The sequence below is a fragment of the Streptomyces canus genome, assembly GCF_001514145.1.
In the GTDB taxonomy this organism is placed as follows: domain Bacteria; phylum Actinomycetota; class Actinomycetes; order Streptomycetales; family Streptomycetaceae; genus Streptomyces; species Streptomyces canus.
Window position 1 is genome coordinate 28476 of sequence record NZ_KQ948678.1, and the last position, 19987, is coordinate 48462.

General features: G+C 70.5%; 23 protein-coding genes. 16 read left to right on the forward strand and 7 right to left on the reverse strand.

The window, feature by feature from the left end; genetic code table 11:
* The first annotated feature begins 90 nt into the window (after positions 1–90).
* Positions 91–891, forward strand: a complete 801-nt coding sequence (locus tag AQJ46_RS44920; protein WP_059211141.1) for a CPBP family intramembrane glutamic endopeptidase — start codon at positions 91–93, stop codon at positions 889–891.
* Here the strand turns inward: AQJ46_RS44920 and AQJ46_RS44925 are convergent, their stop codons facing one another.
* A complete protein-coding gene (locus AQJ46_RS44925) occupies positions 892–1704 on the reverse strand; it encodes a PhzF family phenazine biosynthesis protein (RefSeq protein ID WP_059211142.1) in 813 nt (270 codons plus the stop codon). It abuts the gene before it with no gap.
* 285 nt (positions 1705–1989) lie between these two features.
* Between AQJ46_RS44925 and AQJ46_RS44930 the strand changes: the two genes are divergently transcribed.
* Both AQJ46_RS44930 and AQJ46_RS44935 read left to right on the forward strand, forming a co-directional pair.
* A complete protein-coding gene (locus AQJ46_RS44930) occupies positions 1990–2880 on the forward strand; it encodes an alpha/beta hydrolase (protein WP_059211143.1) in 891 nt (296 codons plus the stop codon).
* 401 nt (positions 2881–3281) lie between these two features.
* Positions 3282–3914 (forward strand): PadR family transcriptional regulator, encoded by a 633-nt coding sequence (locus AQJ46_RS44935; protein ID WP_079072732.1) that lies wholly within the window; start codon positions 3282–3284, stop codon positions 3912–3914.
* Positions 3915–4005: 91 nt separating this feature from the next.
* Here AQJ46_RS44935 and AQJ46_RS44940 read toward each other — a convergent pair whose 3' ends face one another.
* Positions 4006–4449, reverse strand: coding sequence for a type II toxin-antitoxin system Rv0910 family toxin (locus tag AQJ46_RS44940; RefSeq protein ID WP_059211144.1), 444 nt, complete (start codon positions 4447–4449; stop codon positions 4006–4008).
* A 275-nt stretch (positions 4450–4724) separates the two neighbouring features.
* Here AQJ46_RS44940 and AQJ46_RS44945 point away from each other — a divergent pair, with 275 nt between their 5' ends.
* The 3 genes from AQJ46_RS44945 (at position 4725) to AQJ46_RS44955 (ending at position 7443) form a co-directional block, all read left to right on the forward strand.
* Complete coding sequence (locus AQJ46_RS44945) at positions 4725–5291, forward strand: Clp protease N-terminal domain-containing protein (protein ID WP_059211145.1); 567 nt, start codon at positions 4725–4727, stop codon at positions 5289–5291.
* 52 nt (positions 5292–5343) lie between these two features.
* Positions 5344–6339 carry an EamA family transporter gene (locus AQJ46_RS44950; protein ID WP_059211146.1) on the forward strand — a complete coding sequence of 332 codons (996 nt, stop codon included), beginning with the start codon at positions 5344–5346 and terminating at the stop codon, positions 6337–6339.
* A gap of 192 nt (positions 6340–6531) precedes the next feature.
* Positions 6532–7443: a DMT family transporter gene (locus AQJ46_RS44955; protein WP_059211147.1), complete on the forward strand. Its 912-nt coding sequence runs from the start codon at positions 6532–6534 to the stop codon at positions 7441–7443.
* Between the two features lie 39 nt (positions 7444–7482).
* Here the strand turns inward: AQJ46_RS44955 and AQJ46_RS44960 are convergent, their stop codons facing one another.
* Complete coding sequence (locus tag AQJ46_RS44960) at positions 7483–8115, reverse strand: FMN-binding negative transcriptional regulator (protein ID WP_059211148.1); 633 nt, start codon at positions 8113–8115, stop codon at positions 7483–7485.
* Positions 8115–8798 carry a pyridoxamine 5'-phosphate oxidase family protein gene (locus AQJ46_RS44965; protein WP_059211149.1) on the reverse strand — a complete coding sequence of 228 codons (684 nt, stop codon included), beginning with the start codon at positions 8796–8798 and terminating at the stop codon, positions 8115–8117. Before AQJ46_RS44965 ends, AQJ46_RS44960 begins: the two co-directional genes overlap by 1 nt.
* A gap of 35 nt (positions 8799–8833) precedes the next feature.
* Between AQJ46_RS44965 and AQJ46_RS44970 the strand changes: the two genes are divergently transcribed.
* Positions 8834–10165 carry an aminotransferase class I/II-fold pyridoxal phosphate-dependent enzyme gene (locus tag AQJ46_RS44970; protein ID WP_059211150.1) on the forward strand — a complete coding sequence of 444 codons (1332 nt, stop codon included), beginning with the start codon at positions 8834–8836 and terminating at the stop codon, positions 10163–10165.
* On the opposite strand, the gene AQJ46_RS44975 is transcribed toward AQJ46_RS44970, so the two are convergent.
* A complete protein-coding gene (locus AQJ46_RS44975; protein WP_225887589.1) occupies positions 10162–11115 on the reverse strand; it encodes a DMT family transporter in 954 nt (317 codons plus the stop codon). The genes AQJ46_RS44970 and AQJ46_RS44975 overlap by 4 nt on opposite strands.
* A gap of 74 nt (positions 11116–11189) precedes the next feature.
* Here AQJ46_RS44975 and AQJ46_RS44980 point away from each other — a divergent pair, with 74 nt between their 5' ends.
* Positions 11190–12092, forward strand: a complete 903-nt coding sequence (locus AQJ46_RS44980) for a LysR family transcriptional regulator (protein WP_059211152.1) — start codon at positions 11190–11192, stop codon at positions 12090–12092.
* Between the two features lie 46 nt (positions 12093–12138).
* Here AQJ46_RS44980 and AQJ46_RS44985 read toward each other — a convergent pair whose 3' ends face one another.
* Positions 12139–12606: a pyridoxamine 5'-phosphate oxidase family protein gene (locus tag AQJ46_RS44985; protein WP_057610529.1), complete on the reverse strand. Its 468-nt coding sequence runs from the start codon at positions 12604–12606 to the stop codon at positions 12139–12141.
* Between the two features lie 139 nt (positions 12607–12745).
* Between AQJ46_RS44985 and AQJ46_RS44990 the strand changes: the two genes are divergently transcribed.
* Complete coding sequence (locus AQJ46_RS44990) at positions 12746–13396, forward strand: cysteine hydrolase family protein (RefSeq protein ID WP_059211153.1); 651 nt, start codon at positions 12746–12748, stop codon at positions 13394–13396.
* 4 nt (positions 13397–13400) lie between these two features.
* Here AQJ46_RS44990 and AQJ46_RS44995 read toward each other — a convergent pair whose 3' ends face one another.
* On the reverse strand, positions 13401–13841 hold the full coding sequence (locus AQJ46_RS44995; RefSeq protein ID WP_059211154.1) for a Rieske (2Fe-2S) protein: 441 nt from the start codon (positions 13839–13841) through the stop codon (positions 13401–13403).
* Between the two features lie 91 nt (positions 13842–13932).
* On the opposite strand from AQJ46_RS44995, the gene AQJ46_RS45000 reads away from it, so the two are divergent.
* The 7 genes from AQJ46_RS45000 to AQJ46_RS45030 all read left to right on the forward strand — a co-directional run bounded on the left by AQJ46_RS45000 (position 13933) and on the right by AQJ46_RS45030 (position 19984).
* Positions 13933–14688 (forward strand): HipA family kinase, encoded by a 756-nt coding sequence (locus AQJ46_RS45000; protein ID WP_059211155.1) that lies wholly within the window; start codon positions 13933–13935, stop codon positions 14686–14688.
* Positions 14685–15101, forward strand: coding sequence for a DUF3037 domain-containing protein (locus AQJ46_RS45005; RefSeq protein ID WP_059211156.1), 417 nt, complete (start codon positions 14685–14687; stop codon positions 15099–15101). The genes AQJ46_RS45000 and AQJ46_RS45005 overlap by 4 nt, the downstream gene beginning before the upstream one ends.
* A 154-nt stretch (positions 15102–15255) precedes the next feature.
* The gene (gene fabG / locus AQJ46_RS45010; RefSeq protein ID WP_057610534.1) at positions 15256–16017 is read left to right on the forward strand and encodes a 3-oxoacyl-ACP reductase FabG; all 762 of its coding nucleotides are present in this window, start codon (positions 15256–15258) and stop codon (positions 16015–16017) included.
* 12 nt (positions 16018–16029) lie between these two features.
* A complete protein-coding gene (locus tag AQJ46_RS45015; RefSeq protein ID WP_059211157.1) occupies positions 16030–16794 on the forward strand; it encodes an SDR family oxidoreductase in 765 nt (254 codons plus the stop codon).
* A gap of 190 nt (positions 16795–16984) precedes the next feature.
* Positions 16985–18565: an ABC transporter substrate-binding protein gene (locus AQJ46_RS45020; RefSeq protein ID WP_059211158.1), complete on the forward strand. Its 1581-nt coding sequence runs from the start codon at positions 16985–16987 to the stop codon at positions 18563–18565.
* Between the two features lie 91 nt (positions 18566–18656).
* Positions 18657–19340: a uracil-DNA glycosylase gene (gene ung / locus AQJ46_RS45025; RefSeq protein WP_059211159.1), complete on the forward strand. Its 684-nt coding sequence runs from the start codon at positions 18657–18659 to the stop codon at positions 19338–19340.
* Between the two features lie 122 nt (positions 19341–19462).
* Complete coding sequence (locus AQJ46_RS45030; RefSeq protein ID WP_059211160.1) at positions 19463–19984, forward strand: hypothetical protein; 522 nt, start codon at positions 19463–19465, stop codon at positions 19982–19984.
* Positions 19985–19987: the final 3 nt, after the last annotated feature.

The window sequence follows — 19987 nt, forward strand, 5'->3', positions numbered from 1 at the left end:
GGCCTTGCGCACGATCTTCGTCATTTCTTTCGAAGGACCCTAGCGGGGCGGGGATGGGGATGAGGCTGGATTACTCAACTGGAGGCAGGTGTGCAGGCGGAGGAAGGGGCAGTGGCCGATTCTTTTCCGCAGAGGGCGCTCTCACGGAGATTTTTCCGTGACGAGACGCTGCTCGTACTGGGGCTTTCGCTCGGTGCGAGTGGTGTGTCCGCCCTGATCAGTTTTGTCGGGTCGGTCACCAAACCAGGGGGGCTCAAGGACCAGGCCGCGACTCTCAACGCCTCGGCCGCGCCGGGCCGTCCCTGGCTGGATCTCGCCTGGCAGCTCTTCGGGATCGCGTCGGCCCTGGTGCCCGTGCTGCTCGTCGCGCACCTCCTGCTGCGCGAGGGGCAGAGCCTGAGAACCCTCGGCTTCGACCGCACCCGGCCCGGGCCCGACCTCGCCCGCGGGGCCGGGATCGCGGCCGTGATCGGCAGCACCGGTATCGCTTTCTACCTGGCCGCGCGTGGTCTGGGCTTCAACCTCACCGTGGTGCCCGAGGCGCTGCCGGACGTGTGGTGGAAGTACCCCGTGCTGATCCTCTCGGCGATGCAGAACGCGATCCTCGAAGAGGTGATCGTCGTCGGTTATCTGCTGCGCCGGCTCCACCAGTTGGGCTGGAGCCCGGGCACCGCGCTGGTGGCCAGTTCCGTACTGCGGGGCAGCTACCACCTCTACCAGGGCATCGGCGGCTTCATCGGCAACATGGTGATGGGCGTGGTGTTCGTCTACCTGTACCGCCGGTGGGGGCGCGTGGGCCCCCTGGTGGTGGCGCATTCCCTGCTCGACATCGGGGCGTTCGTGGGCTACGCGCTCCTCGCGGGGAAGGTGGGCTGGCTGCCCACCGCGTGATCAGGCGAGCAGCTCGCCCTCGATGACCGTGACCGCGCTGCCGGTCAGCAGCGTGCGCCCGCCGCGAAGCCCGGTGCGGACCCGGCCGGAGCGCGGCGAGGCCTGCAGTCCGGTGAGATCCGTACGGCCGAGACGCTCGGACCAGTAGGGGGCCAGAGCGGTGTGGGCGCTGCCGGTGACCGGGTCCTCGTCGATGCCGACGTTCGGGAAGAAGCAGCGGGAGACGAAGTCGTAGCCCAGGTCCGGGTTCTCGGCGCGGGCCGTGGCGATGACGCCGCGCTCCGAATAGGCGGCCAGGGCCTTGAGGTCCGGGCGCAGGGCGTGGACGGATTTCTCGTCGGGCAGTTCGAGCAGCAGGTCACCGATGTTCGGGCCGGTGTCGAAGGCGGTGAGCGGCTCGGCGCCCAGCGCCTCGGCGACCCCTTCGGGGAGTTCGACCGGGGTCAGCGGGGCTGTCGGGAAGTCGAGGGTGATCGAGCCGTCCTCGCCCGGTGTCGCGATGAGGACACCGCTGCGGGTGGCGAACCGCACCGGGCCCTCGTGGGCGCCGGTGCTGTACAGGACGTGGGCCGTGGCGAGCGTCGCGTGTCCGCACATGTTCACCTCGGTGGCGGGCGTGAACCAACGCAGCGCCCAGTCGGCCTCGCCGTCCCCGGGGAGCCGGTGCGCGAAGGCCGTCTCGGCGTGGTTGACCTCCAGGGCGATGTTCTGGAGCCGGTTGTCGTCCGGGAAGGCGTTCTCCAGGAGCAGGACGCCGGCCGGGTTGCCGGTGAAGGGGCGGGCGGTGAAGGCGTCGACGATTCGGATACGCATGCTCCGACGGTACGAGGTGATCTTGCGGCCTGGACAAGGCCAATCCGGGGTCGCTGGACCGTTTTCCGTGCCGGGATCCGGGTCGTGGAGGGAGGCACCCTGAACGCCGAGGTCCTCGTGACGACTGCTCGACGTGCTTGCTCCGGACGTCGTCCCGGTGAGCGACGGCGGCGGCGTCAAGAGGCCGCGCCGGGGGAGTGTCCGTCTGCCCATTGCGCTCTCGGCGGCGAGCATCCATTATCAGGAATCCTGTTAGTTTAACCTTGCAGCGATGGGTGTTCAGTCATGGCGTTCAGCCCCCGAATCCAGGCCAGAGGGATCCAGCTCCTGCTCGGTCGCGTGATGTCCCGTGTACACAAGGACCTGCACTTCACCGACATCCCGGCGCGCACCGAGAGCCTCCGGGTGGAGACCGGTGCCGGACCGGTGACGTGCACCGTCTACCGTCCGCCGGCCACCACGGACACCCCCGCGCCCGTGTACGTCAACTTCCACGGCGGCGGGTTCGTGGTCGCCCGGCCCGAGCAGGACGACCACATCTGCCGCTACATAGCCGCCACGGCCGGTTGCGTCGTGATCAACGTCGACTACGCGGTCTCGCCGCAGCGGCCGTTCCCCGCACCTGTCACCCAGGCCTACGACGTCACTGCGTGGGTCGCCGAGAACGGCGCCGCCGGTGGCTGGGACGGTTCGCGGCTCGCCGTGGGCGGACACAGTGCCGGGGCCAACCTGACCGCCGCGGTCTGCCGGCTGGCCAGGGAACGCGGCACCTTCTCGCCCCGGCTCCAGATCCTCGACTCAGCGCCGCTTGACCAGGTCGCCGATCCGGCCACCAAGCGGTCTCTCATCGCCAAGCCGCTGCTCACTCCGCAGATCATGCGGATCTTCACCGCCGCCTATGTCCCCGATCCCGCCGACCGCGCCCACCCCCTCGCCTCGCCCGCCCTCGCCGACGACCTTGCGGGTCTTCCTCCCGCCCTGGTCATCACGGCGGAGAACGACCGCCTGCGTGACGAGGGGGACGCCTACGCCAAGGCTCTGGAGGCCGCCGGGGTCCCGGTCACCCACCGCGTCTTCGAGGGCGTGGACCACTACTTCACCCACACGGGCCCGGCGCCGGCCGGAAAGGAAGCCATCGACCTGATGGCCACCGCGTTGCGCGACGCCTTGGGGTGAGCTTCCCGTCCCCTTTGAGACTCAGGCGCGGGCGACTGAACCTCCTGTGACCCGCGCGGGGGCGGCGCCCCAGGCCGCCCGGTCGTCCCGCTCCCAAGCTCCACTCCTCGCCAGTCCCGTGCCGACCATCGCCGAGCGGTCGAGGTGCGCACGAACCCCCCTTCGCGCCGTGGCGCCCGCGACGAGCGTCGATCCGGCTCGCGGGCGTCGGTGCCGCCCTGCAGGCAGCCGCAGGGTCGTGCAGACACCAGCCCCGGAGTGACGCTCACCGCGTGACCAGCCGCGTGACCAGCGGAGCAGCCATCCCGTACTCGGTTCACCGAAGGGGCCTTGCCATGCGATCGGTTCCGATATATCGTTGAAGCATCGCGACAGATCAACGATGGAATGGAGTGATTGCGATGCGTTCCCACGGATTCGAGCGTGGACATGGTGGAGCCGGTCGTCGGGGCCGCGGTGGTCCCGAGAGCCTGCGAGGTGCCTTCGGGCCCTTCGGTCCCGGTGGCCCTGGTGGCCCTGGTGGCCCCGGCTTCGGAGGGCCGGGCTTCGGCCCCGGGCCCTGGGGGCCGAGGGGGCGGGGCGGACCCAGGGGGAGGGCGCGGCGCGGAGACGTGCGGGCCTCGATCCTGGCCCTGCTCAAGGACCGGCCCATGCACGGTTACGAGATGATCCAGGAGATCGCCGAGCGCAGCGGCGGGGCGTGGAAGCCCAGCCCCGGCTCGGTGTACCCCACCCTCCAGTTGCTGGAGGACGAGGGACTGATCGCCAGTGAGAGCGAGGGCGGCAAGAAGCTGTTCGCGCTCACCGAGGCCGGCCGTACCGCGGCCGACGAGGGCCCCGACGCGCCGTGGGAGGAAGCCTCCCGTGGCATCGACTTCGAGGCGCTCGGCGAGATCCGGCAGGCCGGCTTCGGTCTGATGGAGGCCTTCGGTCAGGTCTGGAAGACCGGCAGCAAGGAACAGCGCGAGAAGGCGCTGGCCGTCATCAACGAGGCCCGCAAGAAGCTGTACCTCATCCTCGCCGACGAGGACTGAGCCGAGGCCGGGCAGTCGTACGGCGATCAGAAGGCGCCCCGTGGAGCGATCCGCGGGGCGCCTTCCTGTGTGCGGCTCACATGTGCAGCGCTCACTTGTGCGGTGCTCGCTCCACCAGCCCGGCCAGCTTCCGCAGCGACTCGTTCAGTGCGGCGGTCCCCGAGTCCTTCAGCTTGCCCGCCATCAGCGAGACGGCGGCGCCCGTGAACTCGCCGTCGATGCGGACCGTGGTGGCGTCGCCGTCGGGGGTCAGGGTGTAGCGCGTGGCGACGCTCACCGCCATCGGACCCTTGCCCCGGATGGCGAACAGCCGGGCGGGCTCCACCTGGTCGATCGTCCACTCGACCTCGGCGGGGAAGCCCATCAGCTTCATGTTCTCCTGGAAGGTTCCGCCCGGTTCCAGAACCGTCGGGCCGCCCTTGGGGAAACTGGTGTGGGTCGCGTTCCACTCCCCGTACGCGGACCAGTCGGTGAGCTGGGCCCAGACCTTCTCCGCGGGTGCCGGGATGCGTGCCTCCGCGCTGATTTCCGCCATGCGGCCACCTCTTCGTGTCGGGCTGTGGTGTCGCGGAAAGTAGCCGCAGGGGGCGCAACATTCAATACTGATGAACCGTCAGAAAGCGTTGAGGTGCGTTCAGCCCACCTGCCGTATCCCCGCCGCGTCGTGGGCGGCGCACGCCCACCGGGGCGGAAAGGCTTGATCTCATCCGTAAGGAGGAGATTCCGGCCCCGGCGTCCGCTCTCCGTGGGACGCGAAGATGCTTCCCCTCGGGGATGACCCCATTCGGTGGGGCTGATGAGGTGGGGGATGTGCACCCCCGTATCCCCCGGCAGTCGGCCCGCGAACAGACCGGCCCGCCGCCCGTCAGTCCGGACGGCGCTGTCAGGCTCAGCGCGGAACTGACAGCGGTGGTGTCCGGTGCCCGCAGGCGCGCGCTGCGGGACGGGGACCGGCAGATCGACACGGCCCATCTGCTGCACTCACTGCTGGACGCCGACGCCGAGGCGTACGCCGTCTTCGACGCGGAACCCCAGTTGCCGAGGCTCCTCGGTTATCTCGTGCAGCGCAGCATCGGCTACGGACTGCGCTGGCAGGGCAGCATCGAGGACTCCGGCGCCGTCCCCGCGGTCACGACGACCGAGGGCCTCTCGCCGCTCGCCGCGGGCGCGATGGAATACGCCCGCGCCCGGGCCGAGCGCCGCGCCGACGGACCCGCCCGCGGGATCGATCTGCTCGCGGCGATCCTGGTGGACCCCGAGTCCCGGGCCGTCGAGGTGCTGACCCGGGCGGGAATCGACGCCCGTGCCGTGTCCGCGCGGATCGACGACCGTCTGCCCGGCGGCCTGTGGGGCGGCCCGCCACGGTCCAGCCGCTGAGACAGGAGTCATCGAGGGTGACGCTCATGTCCTGCCCTGTCATCATGGGTCGGTGCATACGTCTGAGAGCAGCAGGGCCAGTGAGGGCAAGGGCGTCGGACTCGGTCTCGCGCTGGTGTCCGCGCTCGCCTTCGGCGGGTCCGGGGTGGCGGCCAAGCCGTTGATCGAGGCGGGCCTCGATCCGCTGCACGTGGTGTGGCTGAGGGTGGCGGGTGCCGCCCTGGTGATGCTGCCGCTCGCCGTCCGCCACCGCGCGCTGCTGCGCAGCCGTCCCGCCCTGCTCGCCGGCTTCGGGCTGCTCGGCGTGGCCGGCGTGCAGGCTTTCTACTTCGCCTCGATCTCCCGCATCCCCGTCGGTGTCGCCCTGCTCGTCGAGTACCTCGCCCCCGCCCTGGTGCTCGGCTGGGTGCGGTTCGTGCAGCGACGGCCCGTCACCCGTGCCGCCGCGCTCGGCGTGGTCCTCGCCGTCGGCGGGCTCGCGTGTGTCGTCGAGGTCTGGTCGGGTCTGAGTTTCGACGCCCTCGGACTGCTCCTCGCGCTGGGCGCCGCCTGCTGCCAGGTCGGCTACTTCGTCCTGTCCGACCAGGGCAGCGACTCCGGCGAAGTCCCCGATCCGCTCGGCGTGATCGCGTACGGCCTTCTCGTCGGAACCGCCGTCCTGACCGTCGTGGCCCGCCCCTGGACGATGGACTTCTCCGTCCTCGCGCAGCGCGCCGACATGAACGGCACCCCGGTCGCGGCCGGCCTGCTGCTCGGCTGGATCGTGCTGATCGCCACCGTCCTCGCCTACGTCACCGGCGTGGTGTCGGTGCGCAGGCTCTCACCGGCGATAGCCGGGGTCGTGGCCTGTCTCGAAGCGGTCGTCGCGACCGTCCTCGCCTGGGTGCTGCTCGGTGAACACCTCTCGGCGCCGCAGATCGTGGGCGGCGCGGTGGTCCTGCTCGGCGCCTTCATCGCGCAGTCCTCGACCCCGGCCAAGGGCTCCGTGGAACCGGTCGCGACCGGTGGCGCCGAAAGTCGGTTGTCCACCCGGGAGAACGCCGCCTAGGCTCCCGGCTCATGCACACGCGCACGTTCATCGTTTCTCCGCCGGCCGCCTGAGGCGGGCCCTCCGGAGACCACGCCCGGCCATGCCGCCGGGCTGAACGGTGCTGCCCGCAGACGAAGTCCGCGGACCCCGCCACCGAGCGGGTGTCCTCTTCCGAACTTCCGCGCCTCGGCGCATCTGCGGAGAGAACACGTGTCGCATGCTTCTTCAGGCCTGCCCGTCGGGCGAGGCCTCATCTATCTGATCGTCGCCGGCACCACCTGGGGCACCGCGGGAGCGGTCGCCTCGCTGGCCTACCGGACCAGTGACCTGGGCCCGGTGTCCCTGTCCTTCTGGCGCTGCACGGCCGGACTTGCGGTGCTGCTCGCCGTCCGTCCCGTACGGCCACGCGCGCGTACGGCCGTCTCGGAACCGCTCGGCCGCAAGACCCTGCGGGTCGGCGCGTCGGGCGTGGGTCTCGCGGTGTTCCAGACCGCCTACTTCGCCGCCGTACGGTCCACCGGGCTCGCCGTGGCCACCGTCATCACCCTCGGCGCCGGCCCCGTACTCATCGCGATCGGGGCACGATTCGCCCTGGGGGAGCGGCTCGGGCGCAGCGGAGTCGTGGCCGTCGGCGGAGCCCTCGCCGGACTCGTGGTGCTGGTGCTGGGCGGCGCGGAGGCTTCCGTACGTCCCCTGGGCGTACTGCTCGGGCTGCTCTCGGCGGCCGGCTGCTGTGTGATGACCCTGATCACGCGCGCGGCCCGGGCGGAGTCCTCCGGAACGTCCGTGGGGGTGTTCGCGATCGCCGGCCTCTGCCTGCTGCCCCTCGCGCAGGCCGAGGGCCTGGTGCCGCACACGGCCCGACCAGGCCTGCTCCTCCTCCTGTTGGTCTACCTGGCGACCGTCCCCACGGCACTCGCCTACGCCCTCTACTTCGCGGCCGCCGCGGTCGTCCGCTCCACCACCGTCTCCGTGATCATGCTGCTCGAACCGGTGAGCGCGGCGGTGCTGGCCGTCCTGCTGTTCGGCGAGCGCCTCACTTGGACCACCGTGCTCGGCACCTTGCTGATGCTGGGCGCGGTCGCGGGGCTCGCGGTGACGGAGGCGCGTGTGCCCGCATGACGAACCGAGGGGGTCCTTCTGTCCGGAAGGGCCCCCGGCTCAGACCCGCTGCCGCCGGAGCAGATGCTCGCGCGCTGCCGCGTCCCCGGGGCCGTCCCGGTCCGCCAGCCCGTCCGCGATCCGGTCCTGCACCTGAGCCGTCCGCTTGCCGGCGTACTTGAACTTCGCCCGCACACCGGTCACTTCGAGCCGCAGCCCGCGAATCCCCGACAGCTGCCTCCCGAACGGCACCTCGCCCGCCGCCACCGGCGCGGTGCCGCCCTCCGGCTGGAAGTGACCGACCTGATGGTTCAGGAGTACGGCCTTCTCGTCCGGGTCGTCCACCACATGGGCCCGGCAACGCAGTTGGACCGCCGCGTAGAGGCTCGTGGGCGTGCCGTGTTCGGACGGAACGTCCGGGTCGGCCTGCCACGGGCCCGGGACGTACGCGTAGTCGTCGACCACGCTCAGCACGACGTCCGGGCTCGTCTCCAGTGCGCCCCACAGCGGGTTGGGCCGCGCGAGGTGTGTCAGGACCTCGCCCCGCGAGGGGTCGTAGGCGAAATGCAGCGGCTGGACGAACGGGGGCTCGCCCGCAGGGCCGTTGACGGCGAGCTGCCCGAAGTCGTGCACGGACAGCCACTGCTGCCACTCGGCGTCGTCGCGGGCCGCGTCCCAGGGATGGATCAGCATCACAGCACCGCCAGGTAGTCCGGGACCTCGGTGCCGGGGGCCAGGCCGTCGTCGGCGACCGGGGTGCCGTAGCCCTTGCTCAGCGGGACCACACCGGCCCAGTGGGGGAGTGCGAGGTCCTCCGGCTCGTCGTTGACCCCGCCGGTGCGGAGCTTGGCGGAGACCTCGTCGAGGTCGAGGCGGATGACGGCGGTGGCGGCAAGTTCCTTCTTGTTGGCGGGGCGGGAGTCGAGAGCGCGGCCCGGCACCACATGGTCGACCAGCGCGTCGAGGGCGAGGCGCTTCTCCTCGGGGTCCGTGACGTCGTACGCGAGTCCGTGCACCACCACGGACCGGTAGTTCATCGAGTGGTGGAAGGCCGAGCGGGCCAGGATCAGCGCGTCGACGTGCGTGACCGTCAGGCAGACCGGCAGTCCCGGGTCGGCCTGGCCGGTCATCCGCAGCGGGCGCGAACCCGTCGAGCCGTGGACGTAGAGCCGCTCGCCCACCCGGCCGTACAGCGTGGGCAGGACCACCGGGGCGCCGTCCCGGACGAAGCCGAGGTGGCAGACGTAGCCCTCGTCGAGTATCGAGTGCACCAGTTCCCTGTCGTACGAGGCGCGGCCGGGGGAGCGCGTCGGGACGGTGCGGTCGGTCGGCGCGTAGGCGGTCGGCTCCGGCGTGGTCGCGGTGGTCCCCTGCATTGCGTTCTCCATTGCACTAGTGCATAATTCGCTTTGTGCTAGGAGAATATCGGATCGAAGGTCGACGCGCATCGGAGATCGCCGCGAGCGTCGAGAGCGCGGTGGGTGCCGGAGAGCTGACGCCGGGGCAACTGCTGCCTCCCATGCGGGAGTTGGCGCTGCAGCTCGGGGTGAATCCCAATACGGTCGCGGCCGCCTACCGCACCCTGCGTGAGCGCGGGGTCATCGAGACCGCCGGGCGAAGGGGCAGCCGGGTCCGGTCGAAGCCGGCCACCACGGGACGCGACTACATCAGGGTGGAGGTCCCGGCGGGGGTGCGGGACGTGGCGAACGGCAACCCGGACCCGGCGCTGCTGCCCCCGCTGGCGCCGGCCTTCGCCGCCGCCGCGGAACAGGGCGACCGGGAGCCGGTCCTGTACGGAGAGGCGACCGTGGACCCTGAGCTCGCGCGCCTGGCGCGGGAGGCGCTGGATGCGGACGGCGTTCCGGAGGGTCCTCTCGCCGTCGCCTCCGGCTCCCTGGACGTGATCGAGCGCGTCCTGGCCGCCCACCTCAAGCCGGGCGACACGGTCGCGGTGGAGGACCCCGGCTGGGGCAGCCTCCTCGACCTGGTCCCGGCACTCGGCCTGCGCGTCGCCCCGGTGGGCGTGGACGACGAGGGCCCGCGCGCCGACGACGTACGCAAGGCCCTGGAGTCGGGCGCCCGCGCCCTGATCATCACCGACCGGGCCCAGAACCCGACCGGTGCCTCGGTGACCGCCACGCGTGCGCGTGCCCTGCGCGCCGTCCTCGAGGACCACCCGGACATCCTCCTCATCGAGGACGACCACGGCCACGGCATCGTCGACCTGCCCCTGCACCCGCTGGCCGGAGTCACCCGCCACTGGGCCTTCGTCCGCTCGGTGGCCAAGGCCTACGGCCCCGATCTGCGCCTGGCCGTCCTCACCGGCGACGAGGTCACCGTCGACCGCGTCCACGGCCGCCATCGGCTGGGCCCCGGCTGGGTCAGCCGCATCACCCAGCGGGCAGTGGTGCAGCTGTGGGCCGAGGGCGTACTGGACACGGCGGAGGTGGCGGCGGCGTACCGCGAGCGCCGCGACCGGCTGATCGGCGCACTCGCGGAACGCGGAGTCGAGGCGTACGGCCGCAGCGGCCTCAACGTATGGATCCCGGTCCCGGACGAGACGGGCGCGGTGTCCCGCCTGCTGCACGCGGGGTGGGCCGTGGCCCCCGGCGCCCGCTTCAGAATGAGCGCACCGCAGGGGATCCGCGTGACGGTGTCGGCGTTGGTGACGACGGAGGTGCCCCACCTGGCGGACGCGATCGCGAGGGCCTTGGGTCCGTCGCCGACCCGGAGCCATGTTTAAGGGGAAGGTGAGCTGCCTGCAGGGGCGGGTGCGGGGAACCGCATCTGAGTGAGCGCTGCCCCCGCGAGCACGATCACCGCGCCCACGGGCGTCGACCAGCTCAATGACTCGCCGAGCACCGCGACCCCCGCTCCCGTGGCGATGACCGGAATGAAGTACGTGACCATCTGCGCGGTGGTCGGCCCCACTTCGGCGACCAGGCCGTACTGGAGCAGCAGCGCCAGCCCCGTCCCCAGCGCACCCAGCGCCGCGATCGCCAGCAGCGGCAGCACATCGACATGGGTGGGTATCCCGGAGAACAGCGAAGTGACGACCGCCAGTTGAACCGTGGCCAACAGCAACTGCGCCCCCATCAGGGATATGTGGGAGTACCCCGCGCCGGCCAGAGTCCGACGAACGTAGATCCACCCGATCGGATAGCTGAGCGAGGCCAGCAGAGCCATCGCCGTCCCCCTGCCGTCCAGCCCGCTGAACCCCTGCCAGGCCCCGAGGACCGTCAGCACCCCCAGGAACCCGAGCCCGAGCCCGGCGACCCGCACGCGCGTGGGCCGGTCCTCGGACAGCGCGACCACGGACAGAACCATCCCCCACAGCGGCGAGGTCGCGTTGCAGATCCCCGCCAGCGTGGACGGGATCGTCAACTCCGCGTAGGCGAAGAGCGAGAACGGCAGCGCGTTGAGCAGGAACCCCGCGACCGCCAGATGAGCCCATGTCCGCACCCCGCGAGGGAGCCGCTCCCGCCGCACCGTCATCGCCGCCGCGAGCACCAGCGTCCCGAACACCAGTCGCCCGAGCGTGACCTGGAAGGGCGCGTACCCCTCGGTGCCCACCTTGATGAGAAGAAAGCTGAACCCCCAGATCAGTGAGAGGACGCCGAAGCGCAGACGCCAGTCGAGGGCGGGGCGGCGGATGGCCCGCGGCGGGGCTCCGGTGACGGTCGCGGTGGTCATGCCGGCCACGATCCGGCACATGATCTCGTAGCGCAAGCGAGTTTTTGAGCGAGATATCTCGTAGTATTGCTTACATGTTGAACCTGGAGCGCCTGCGCACCCTCGACGCCCTCGCCCGGCACGGCTCGGTCAGCGGCGCCGCCGAGGGCCTGCACATCACGACCTCGGCCGTCTCGCAGCAGATGTCGAAGCTGGAGCGCGAGGTCGGCCAGCAGCTCCTCGCCAAGAACGGCCGGGGGGTGCGGCTCACCGACGCCGGCCGGCTCCTCGCCGACCACGCGGCACGCATCCTGTCCCAGGTGGAACTCGCCCAGTCCGACCTGGAGGCCCAACGTGGCCAGGTGGTGGGGGAGTTGAGGCTTGCCGCGTTCCCGACCGCCGCACGCGGACTGTTCCCCGGCGCGCTCGCGGGCCTGCGCTCGGCGCATCCGGGCCTGCGGATCAGCTCGAGCGAGATGGAGCCGGAATCGGCGGTCCTCGCCGTGATCCGCGGTGACTACGACCTCGCGGTCGTCCTGGACTGGTACAACAAGCCGCTGCCCATGCCCGACGGGCTGGTGAAGGCCTCGATCGTCGACGACACGGCCGACGTGGCGATGCCCGCGACCCACCGCCACGCGCACCGGAGCGAGGTCGACCTGGAGGACTTCGCCGACGACGACTGGGTCACCTGGGGGGAGAGCGAGTTCTGCCACGAGTGGTTGATGCACACCCTCCGCTCCAAGGGCATCGAACCCCGTGTCGCGCACCGCGCGGAGGAGCATCCGACCCAACTCGCCCTGGTCGGCGCCGGACTCGGCGTGTGCGTGGCGCCCCGGCTCGGGCGCGGGCCGATCCCGGAGGGCGTTCGGACCGTGCCCGTGCGGCAGTCGGTCAGCCGGCACATCTACGCGGTGTGGCGCGCGGACGCCGACCGCCGCCCGTCGATCCGGGCGGCGGTCGAGGCACTGAAGTCGGCGGCGGTGAAGGCCGTTTGAGCGCCGTTTCTCTCCTCCCGCAGTCGGTCTCGTCCGCCGGACAGCCCTACGCCGGGCCCAGCTTGCGGAAGTCCCAGGAGACGATCTTCTCGGGGGTCAGCCGTATCCAGGCGTGCCGGCCGTCGTGCGGCATCTCCTCCAGGCGGAAGTTCTTGCGGGCGAACAGCGTTTCCGGGACGTCGAGTTCCGCGCGCAGCTCTCCGGTGCGCGGAGCCTCGCCCACGAAGTCCACCGTCCCGGACAACTCCACGCCCTGCAGCTCGTCGTACTCCTCACCCGTGTCGACCACGATCGCGACCCGTGGATCGCGGCGCAGATCGGTCCAGCGCTTGCTGCGCACGACGGAGTACAGCCACAACGAGGTGCCGTCCCAGGCGAACCAGAGCGTGCTCACATGCGGAGCGCCATCGGCGGAGACCGTGGCGACCCGGCAGGTGCGCTGGCTGGTCAGGAACTCGTCCAGCTCGCCCGGCGTCATCATGATCTTCCGGCCGCGGCGCTGAGTGACGGTCATGCGTCCCCCCTCTTTCTCTCACGTCGTGTCAGAGGAGAGATCCTCTGACATCACGTCAGAAAAGGATGGGTCGTCTTCCGTCCCGACGCAATGGTGGCTACTGTCACCGGCTCCGGGCCGTCGGCGACCAGGGGGAACCGTGCCGTCGTACGAACAACTCAGCGAACTCCTCGCTCCCGAGAGCACCGTCCTGCTCACCGTCGAATGCCAGCAGGGCGTCGTCGGACCGGAGAGCGCGCTGCCCGAACTCGCCCGTGAGGCGCGGACCTCGGGTGTGCTCGCCAACGTCGCCCGACTGGTCGACGCCGCGCACGGGAACGGGGTCCAGGTGATCCACGCGATCGCCGAACGCCGTCCGGACGGGCGCGGCGCCAACCATAACGCCCGCCTCTTCCGAGCCGCCGAACGCATGCCCGTCCAGCAGCTGGCCGGGACCACCGCGGTGCGGGTGGCGGCCCCGATCGAGGTGAGCGAGGAGGACTTCGTCGTACGACGGCTGCACGGCCTGTCGCCGATCCAGGGCACCGAGGTCGACGCGCTCCTGCGCAACCTCGGCTGCCGCACCCTGGTGGTGACCGGAGTCTCCGCCAACGTGGCCGTCCCGAACGCGGTGTTCGACGCCGTGAACCGCGGTTACACCGCCGTGGTGGTGACGGACGCCATCGCCGGGGTGCCCTCCGACTACACCCCGGCGATGATCCGTCACACGCTCGCCCTCGTGGCCACCCTCGCCACCACGGACGAGGTGCTGACCTGTCTGGGACGACCCCGCCGCCCCGGGCGGGTCTGACCCCTCATGCGAGTGAGATCGAGTCGCCGCTGACGGTGATCTTCTCCTCGGGCAGCGGCTGGGTCGCCGGCCCCTTCTTCACGCTGCCGTCGCTCACCGAGAACTCGCTCTTGTGGCACGGACAGGTGATGACCCCGTTGGTGATGCCCGTCACCGCACACCCCTGGTGGGTGCACTTCGACGAGAACGCCTTGAACTCGCCCGCCGTGGGCTGGGTGACCACCACGCCCGAGTCCTTGAAGATCTTGCCGCCGCCCTCGGGGATGTCCGAGGTCTTCGCGAGGACACTGCCGCCGGCGGCAGAATCCGACGACGACGAGGAGGATGAGGAGTCGTCCTCCGACCCGCACGCGTTCAGGGTGAGGGCGAGTCCTGCCGCGCCGACCGCCGCCACGACGACCCGGCGACTGGGGGCCGATGCGGGATGAATCGATTCGCTGGCCATTCTGACGTCCCCTTCCACGGAATCCTTGAACTGTCCTGAGGTACGGCCCCGGAGTGCCCGTTGTTCAGACACCCCCCAGTAACCTGGGGCGATGCTCAAGGAAGCCATCGCGACCCGCTACATCACGCCTCTGCGCGAGGGCGGCTCGCTGCCGGGGCTCGTCGAGGCCGACGACCGAGGGACGTACGTCATCAAGTTCACCGGTGCAGGTCAGGGACGTAAGACGCTGGTCGCCGAGGTGGTGGCCGGGGAGCTCGCCCGCAGGCTGGGCTTCCGGGTGCCGCGGCTCGTGACGCTCGACCTCGACCCTGACCTGGGGCTCGGTGAGCCCGACGAGCGGGTGCAGGAGCTGCTGAAGTCCAGCGGCGGCACCAACCTCGGCATGGACTTCCTCTCCGGAGCGCTCGGCTTCGACCCGCTGGCCTTCCCGGTCGGCCCGGAGGAGGCCGGCCGGATCGTCTGGTTCGACGCGCTGGTCAACAACGTCGACCGCTCCTGGCGCAACCCCAACCTGCTGTGGTGGCGGGGCGAGGTGTGGCTCATCGACCACGGCGCGACCATGATCTGGCAGCACAACTGGCCCGGCGCCGAGAAGTCCGCCGCCCGTCCCTACGACGCCTCGGACCACGTCCTGAAGCCCTTCGCCCCGGATGTCGCCGCGGCCACCGCCGAACTGGCCCCCCGCGTCACCGAGGACCTCCTCGCCGAGGTCACCGCCGAGATCCCGGACGCCTGGCTGGCCGGCGAACCCGGCTTCGAGTCGCCGGACGACCTCCGGCGGACCTACGCACGGCCGCTGCTTGCGCGCGCGGCCGTCGTCCATGAGCGGATCGAGGGGATCAAGTGACCGAGCGCCACATCATCAGGGGCGGCCGCACCGACGACCGCGAGGTCTTCGAATACGCCCTGCTGCGGGTCGTGCCCCGCGTCGAACGCGGCGAGTGCATGAACGCGGGAGTGCTCGTGTACTGCCGCGCGAAGGCCTACGTCGGCGTGCGCACTCATCTCGACGAGGCCCGGCTGCGGGCGCTCGACCCGGACGCGGACGTGGCCGGTGTCCGAGCCGCGCTGCACGCCGTCGAGGGGGTCTGCGCCGGCGGTGAGGGGGCCGGGCAGGCCGCCCGCGACGACGCCGGACGGCGCTTCCGGTGGCTGATCGCGCCCCGCTCCACCGTGGTCCAGCCGGGCCCCGTGCACACCGGGCTCACCGCCGATCCGGCCGCCGAACCGGAGCGTCTGCTCGATCTGCTGGTCAGGTAATGGATCACACCCGGCTCGTGGGACGTTGACACCGCGTGCCATGGCTTCTAGCGTCACGTCTGCTGAAGGTACTAAGCGGTCGCTCACCGAATGGGCCGTACATTCTCAGGTCGATTTCCCCAGGTCGATTTCTCAAGGGCGAGGAGAACCAGCAATGTCCACCACAGAGCAGCGGGTAGCCGTGGTCACGGGTGCCGCACGCGGCATCGGCGCCGCCACCGCCGTACGACTGGCGGCCGAGGGGCGCGCGGTCGCCGTGATCGATCTCGACGAGGCCGCCTGCAAGGACACCGTGGAGAAGATCACCGCGGCCGGCGGCCGGGCGATCGCGGTCGGCGCGGACGTCTCCGACGAGGCCCAGGTGCAGGCCGCCATCGCGCGCGTGGCCGAGGAGCTCGGCGCGCCGACGATCCTCGTGAACAACGCGGGCGTGCTGCGCGACAACCTGCTGTTCAAGATGAGCGTCTCCGACTGGGACACCGTCCTGAACGTGCACCTCAGGGGCTCGTTCCTGGTCACCAAGGCCATCCAGAAGCACATGGTGGACGCGGGCTTCGGCCGGATCGTCAACCTGTCCTCGTCCTCCGCCCTCGGCAACCGCGGCCAGGCCAACTACTCCGCCGCCAAGGCCGGTCTCCAGGGCTTCACCAAGACGCTCGCCATCGAGCTCGGCAAGTTCGGCATCACCGCCAACGCCGTCGCCCCCGGCTTCATCGCCACCGACATGACCGCCGCGACCGCCGCGCGTGTCGGCATGGGCTTCGAGGAGTTCAAGGCCGCGGCCGCCACCCAGATCCCGGTCGCGCGCGTGGGCGAGCCCGACGACATCGCCAACGCCATCGCCTTCTTCACGGGCGAGGCGGCCGGATTCGTCTCCGGCCAGGTCCTGTACGTCGCCGGCGGACCGCTCGACTAGGGAAACGGGACCATGACTTCGCAACTCCCCGAGCTTTCGGGCAAGGTCGCGCTCATCACGGGCGCCAGCCGCGGCATCGGCTACGGCATCGCCGAGGCGCTCGTCGCACGCGGTGACCGGGTGGTCATCACCGGCCGCACCGAGGACTCCCTCAAGGAGGCCGTCGAGCAGCTCGGCGCCGAGCGTGCCGTCTACGTGGCGGGCAAGGCGCACGACGAGGCGCACCAGTCCGCCGCCGTCGAGCGCGCCATGGAGGCCTTCGGGCGCGTCGACTACCTGGTCAACAACGCCGGAACCAACCCGGTGTTCGGGCCGATCGCCGACCTCGACCTGAATGTGGCGCGCAAGGTCTTCGAGACCAACGTGATCTCCGCGCTCGGCTTCGCCCAGAAGACCTGGTACGCCTGGCAGAAGGACAACGGCGGCGCGATCGTCAACATCGCCTCGGTCGCGGGCATCGCGCCCTCGCCCTTCATCGCCGCGTACGGCGTCAGCAAGGCCGCGCTGATCAACCTCACCCAGCAGCTCGCGCACGAGTTCGCGCCGGGGGTGCGGGTCAACGCGATCGCCCCCGCCGTCGTGAAGACCAAGTTCGCGTCGGCCCTGTACGAGGGCCGGGAGGCGGAGGCCGCCGCGTCCTACCCGCTGGCCCGGCTCGGCGTGCCCTCCGACATCGGCGGCGCCGCGGCCTTCCTCACCTCGGCGCAGTCCGACTGGGTCACCGGCCAGACGCTGGTCGTCGACGGCGGCATCTTCCTCAACGCGGGAGTGAGCTGACCCTCGTCGTCTCGGCACGGGCGCCCGTTGACACCGACGGCGCCCGTGTCGACACACAAAAGCCTCACAGGGGATTTACAGGGTCATCACGCTGAGGTGATCAAGCTCCCTGTGGACGAACCGGTTGAGTGTGCGTGGCGCTGCGGTATGTTTTGCCGACTCTCGGCACGGCATTTCGAGGAGCAAGCGCGTGTTCAAGCGGAACCGATACCTGCCGCCCCTCGCGGCCCTCGTGTCCATATCCACGGTGGCCGGATGTGGGGTGTTCTCCTCGGACTCCTCCGACGGCGGGAAGGCGATCATCGTGGGGACCACCAGTGCCCCGGCCACGCTGGACCCCGCGGCCTCCTGGGACAACTCCTGGGAACTGTTCCGCAACGTCTATCAGACGCTCCTGAACTACTCCCCCGGTGCCTCCGACCCCGAACCCGACGCGGCCGAGAGCTGTGAGTTCACGGACACGTCGAGCACCGTGTACAGCTGCACCCTGCGCGAGGGTCTGAAGTTCTCCAACGGGCACACACTGGACGCCAAGGCCGTCAAGTACTCCATCGACCGGATCAAGAAGATCAACCTCAACGGCGGCCCCGCCGGCCTGCTGGGAACGCTCTCCCGGGTGCAGGTGAAGGGCGACCGCGAGGTCGTCTTCCACCTCAGCCAGCCCGACGCCACCTTCCCCCTGGTGCTCACCACGCCGGCCATGTCGATCGTGGACCCCGAGGAGTACTCCGCGACCGCGATCCGCAAGGACGGGAAGATCAGCGGCTCGGGGCCCTACAGCCTCGACTCCTTCAAGGAGGGCGAGAAGGCCGAGCTCGTCCGCAACGACAACTACAAGGGCATAGCGGACCTCAAGAACGACGCCGTCACCATCCGCTACTTCCAGCGGTCGGACGAGATGGTCAAGGCCCTCAAGGACAAGGAGATCTCGGTCGTGTACCGCGGTCTCGGGGCCTCCGACACCGTCGACATCGAGACCAACCAGCAGAAGGAGGGGCTCCAGCTTGTGGAGAACCCCACCACCGAGATCAGCTACCTGGTGTTCAACCCCAGCGACCCGTGGTCCGCGAAGCCCGCGGTCCGCAAGGCCGTCGCCCAGGTCGTCGACCGCCCGGCGCTCGTGCACTTCGTCTACAAGGACACCGTCGAGCCGCTGTACTCGATGGTGCCGGCCGGTCTCACCGGCCACACCACGGGCTTCTTCGACGACTTCGGGGACCCCAGCGTGGCCAAGGCCAAACGTTTCCTCAGGGACGCGGGGATCACCGAGCGCGTCCCGCTGACCCTCTGGTACACCAGCGACCGCTACGGCTCGACGACCAAGCCCGCCTTCCAGGAGCTGAAGCGGCAGCTGGAGGCCTCCGGGCTCTTCAAGATCACCTTGAAGAGCCGCCCGTGGAAGACCTACGTCGAGGGCTACCAGAAGGGCGAGTACCCGGTGTTCGGGCGCGGCTGGTTCCCCGACTTCCACGACGCCGACAACTTCATCGCGCCCTTCGTGGGTCAGCAGAACGCGCTCGGCACCCCCTACGACGCCCCCGAGATCACCGGCAAGCTGCTGCCCGAGTCGCGCGCGGAGAGCGACCGCGGGGCGGTGGGGCCGCAGATCGAGGAAGCCCAGCAGGTCTTCGTGGACGACACCCGGCTGGTGCCGCTGTGGCAGGGCAAGCAGTACGTGGCCGCGAACGAGGAGATCGCCGGTCTCGAGAAGGTCATCGACCCGGCGACCATGATGACGATGTGGGAGCTGTACTGGAAGACCAGCTGGTAGGACTCGGGCCCGGCCCTCACGGCACGGACTGTCAGTGGTCGCCTGTAGGTTCTGAAGCCTGCAAGTGACCGCACATCGTGAGGACGTTGACGTGACCGACACCGCCATGCTGCCCGAGTCCTGGCGCGGGGTTCTGGGCGACGAACTGCAGCAGCCGTACTTCAAGGAGCTGACGGAGTTCGTCGAGGACGAGCGGGCGAAGGGTCCCGTCTACCCGCCGCGCGAGGAGGTCTTCGCCGCCCTCGACGCGACACCGTACGACCAGGTGAAGGTCCTGATCCTCGGTCAGGACCCGTACCACGGCGAGGGCCAGGGCCACGGCCTGTGCTTCTCGGTCCGCCCGGGCGTCAGGACCCCGCCCTCCCTCCGGAACATCTACAAGGAGATGAAGGAGGAGCTGGGCCTGGAGATCCCGGACAACGGCTACCTCATGCCGTGGGCCCAGCAGGGCGTTCTGCTGCTCAACGCGGTCCTCACGGTCCGCGCAGGCGAGGCCAACTCGCACAAGGGCAAGGGCTGGGAGAAGTTCACCGACGCGGTGATCCGCGCGGTGGCCGAGCGGCCCGACCCGGCCGTCTTCGTGCTGTGGGGCAACTACGCGCAGAAGAAGCTCCCCCTGATCGACGAGAGCCGGCACGTCGTGGTCAAGGGCGCGCACCCCTCGCCGCTGTCGGCGAAGAAGTTCTTCGGCTCCCGCCCGTTCACGCAGATCGACGAGGCGGTCGCCCGGCAGGGCCACGAGCCCATCGACTGGACGATCCCGAACCTCGGCTGACCCGTCCGCCGGGCCGGTGCCGCACGGCCCCGGTCCGGTCCCGCCTGACCTCGATCGTCGGTGGCGGCGGCTAGCGTCGGCAGGGACAGGGGACGACAGCCGACAAGGGCCCGGAGGACGCTTTGACGGAGCGACAGGAGCAGGCGGCGCCGGACACCGTGATGACCCGGATCGGGCAGGTCGTCATGCTGTGTCACGCGGGGGACCGCGAGGAGGCCCGGCACCGCTTCCTGGCCCTGTGGGCGGAGATCGGCGAGGACGGCGACGCGTTGCACCGCTGCACCCTGGCGCACTACATGGCCGACGCCCAGGACGATCCTTGCGACGAACTCGCCTGGGACCTCAGGGCGTTGACGGCCGCCGAGGAACTCACCGAGGACCGGCCGGCCCGGCACGAGGGCGCGCTCGCCGTGCGCGCCCTCTACCCCTCCTTGCACCTCAACCTGGCCGCCGACTATGTGCGGCTCGCCCGCACGGACGCCGCCCGCACCCATCTGCGCCGGGCTCGAAGAGCGGCGGACGCCCTGGGGGAGGACAGCTACAGCGACGGTGTGCGGGCGGCGATCAACAGGCTGGAGCTACGGCTCGGCGAGGGCGGATCCGCCGCTGACGGACGGTGGGGTCCGCCGAGGCAGCGGCCCTGAGAC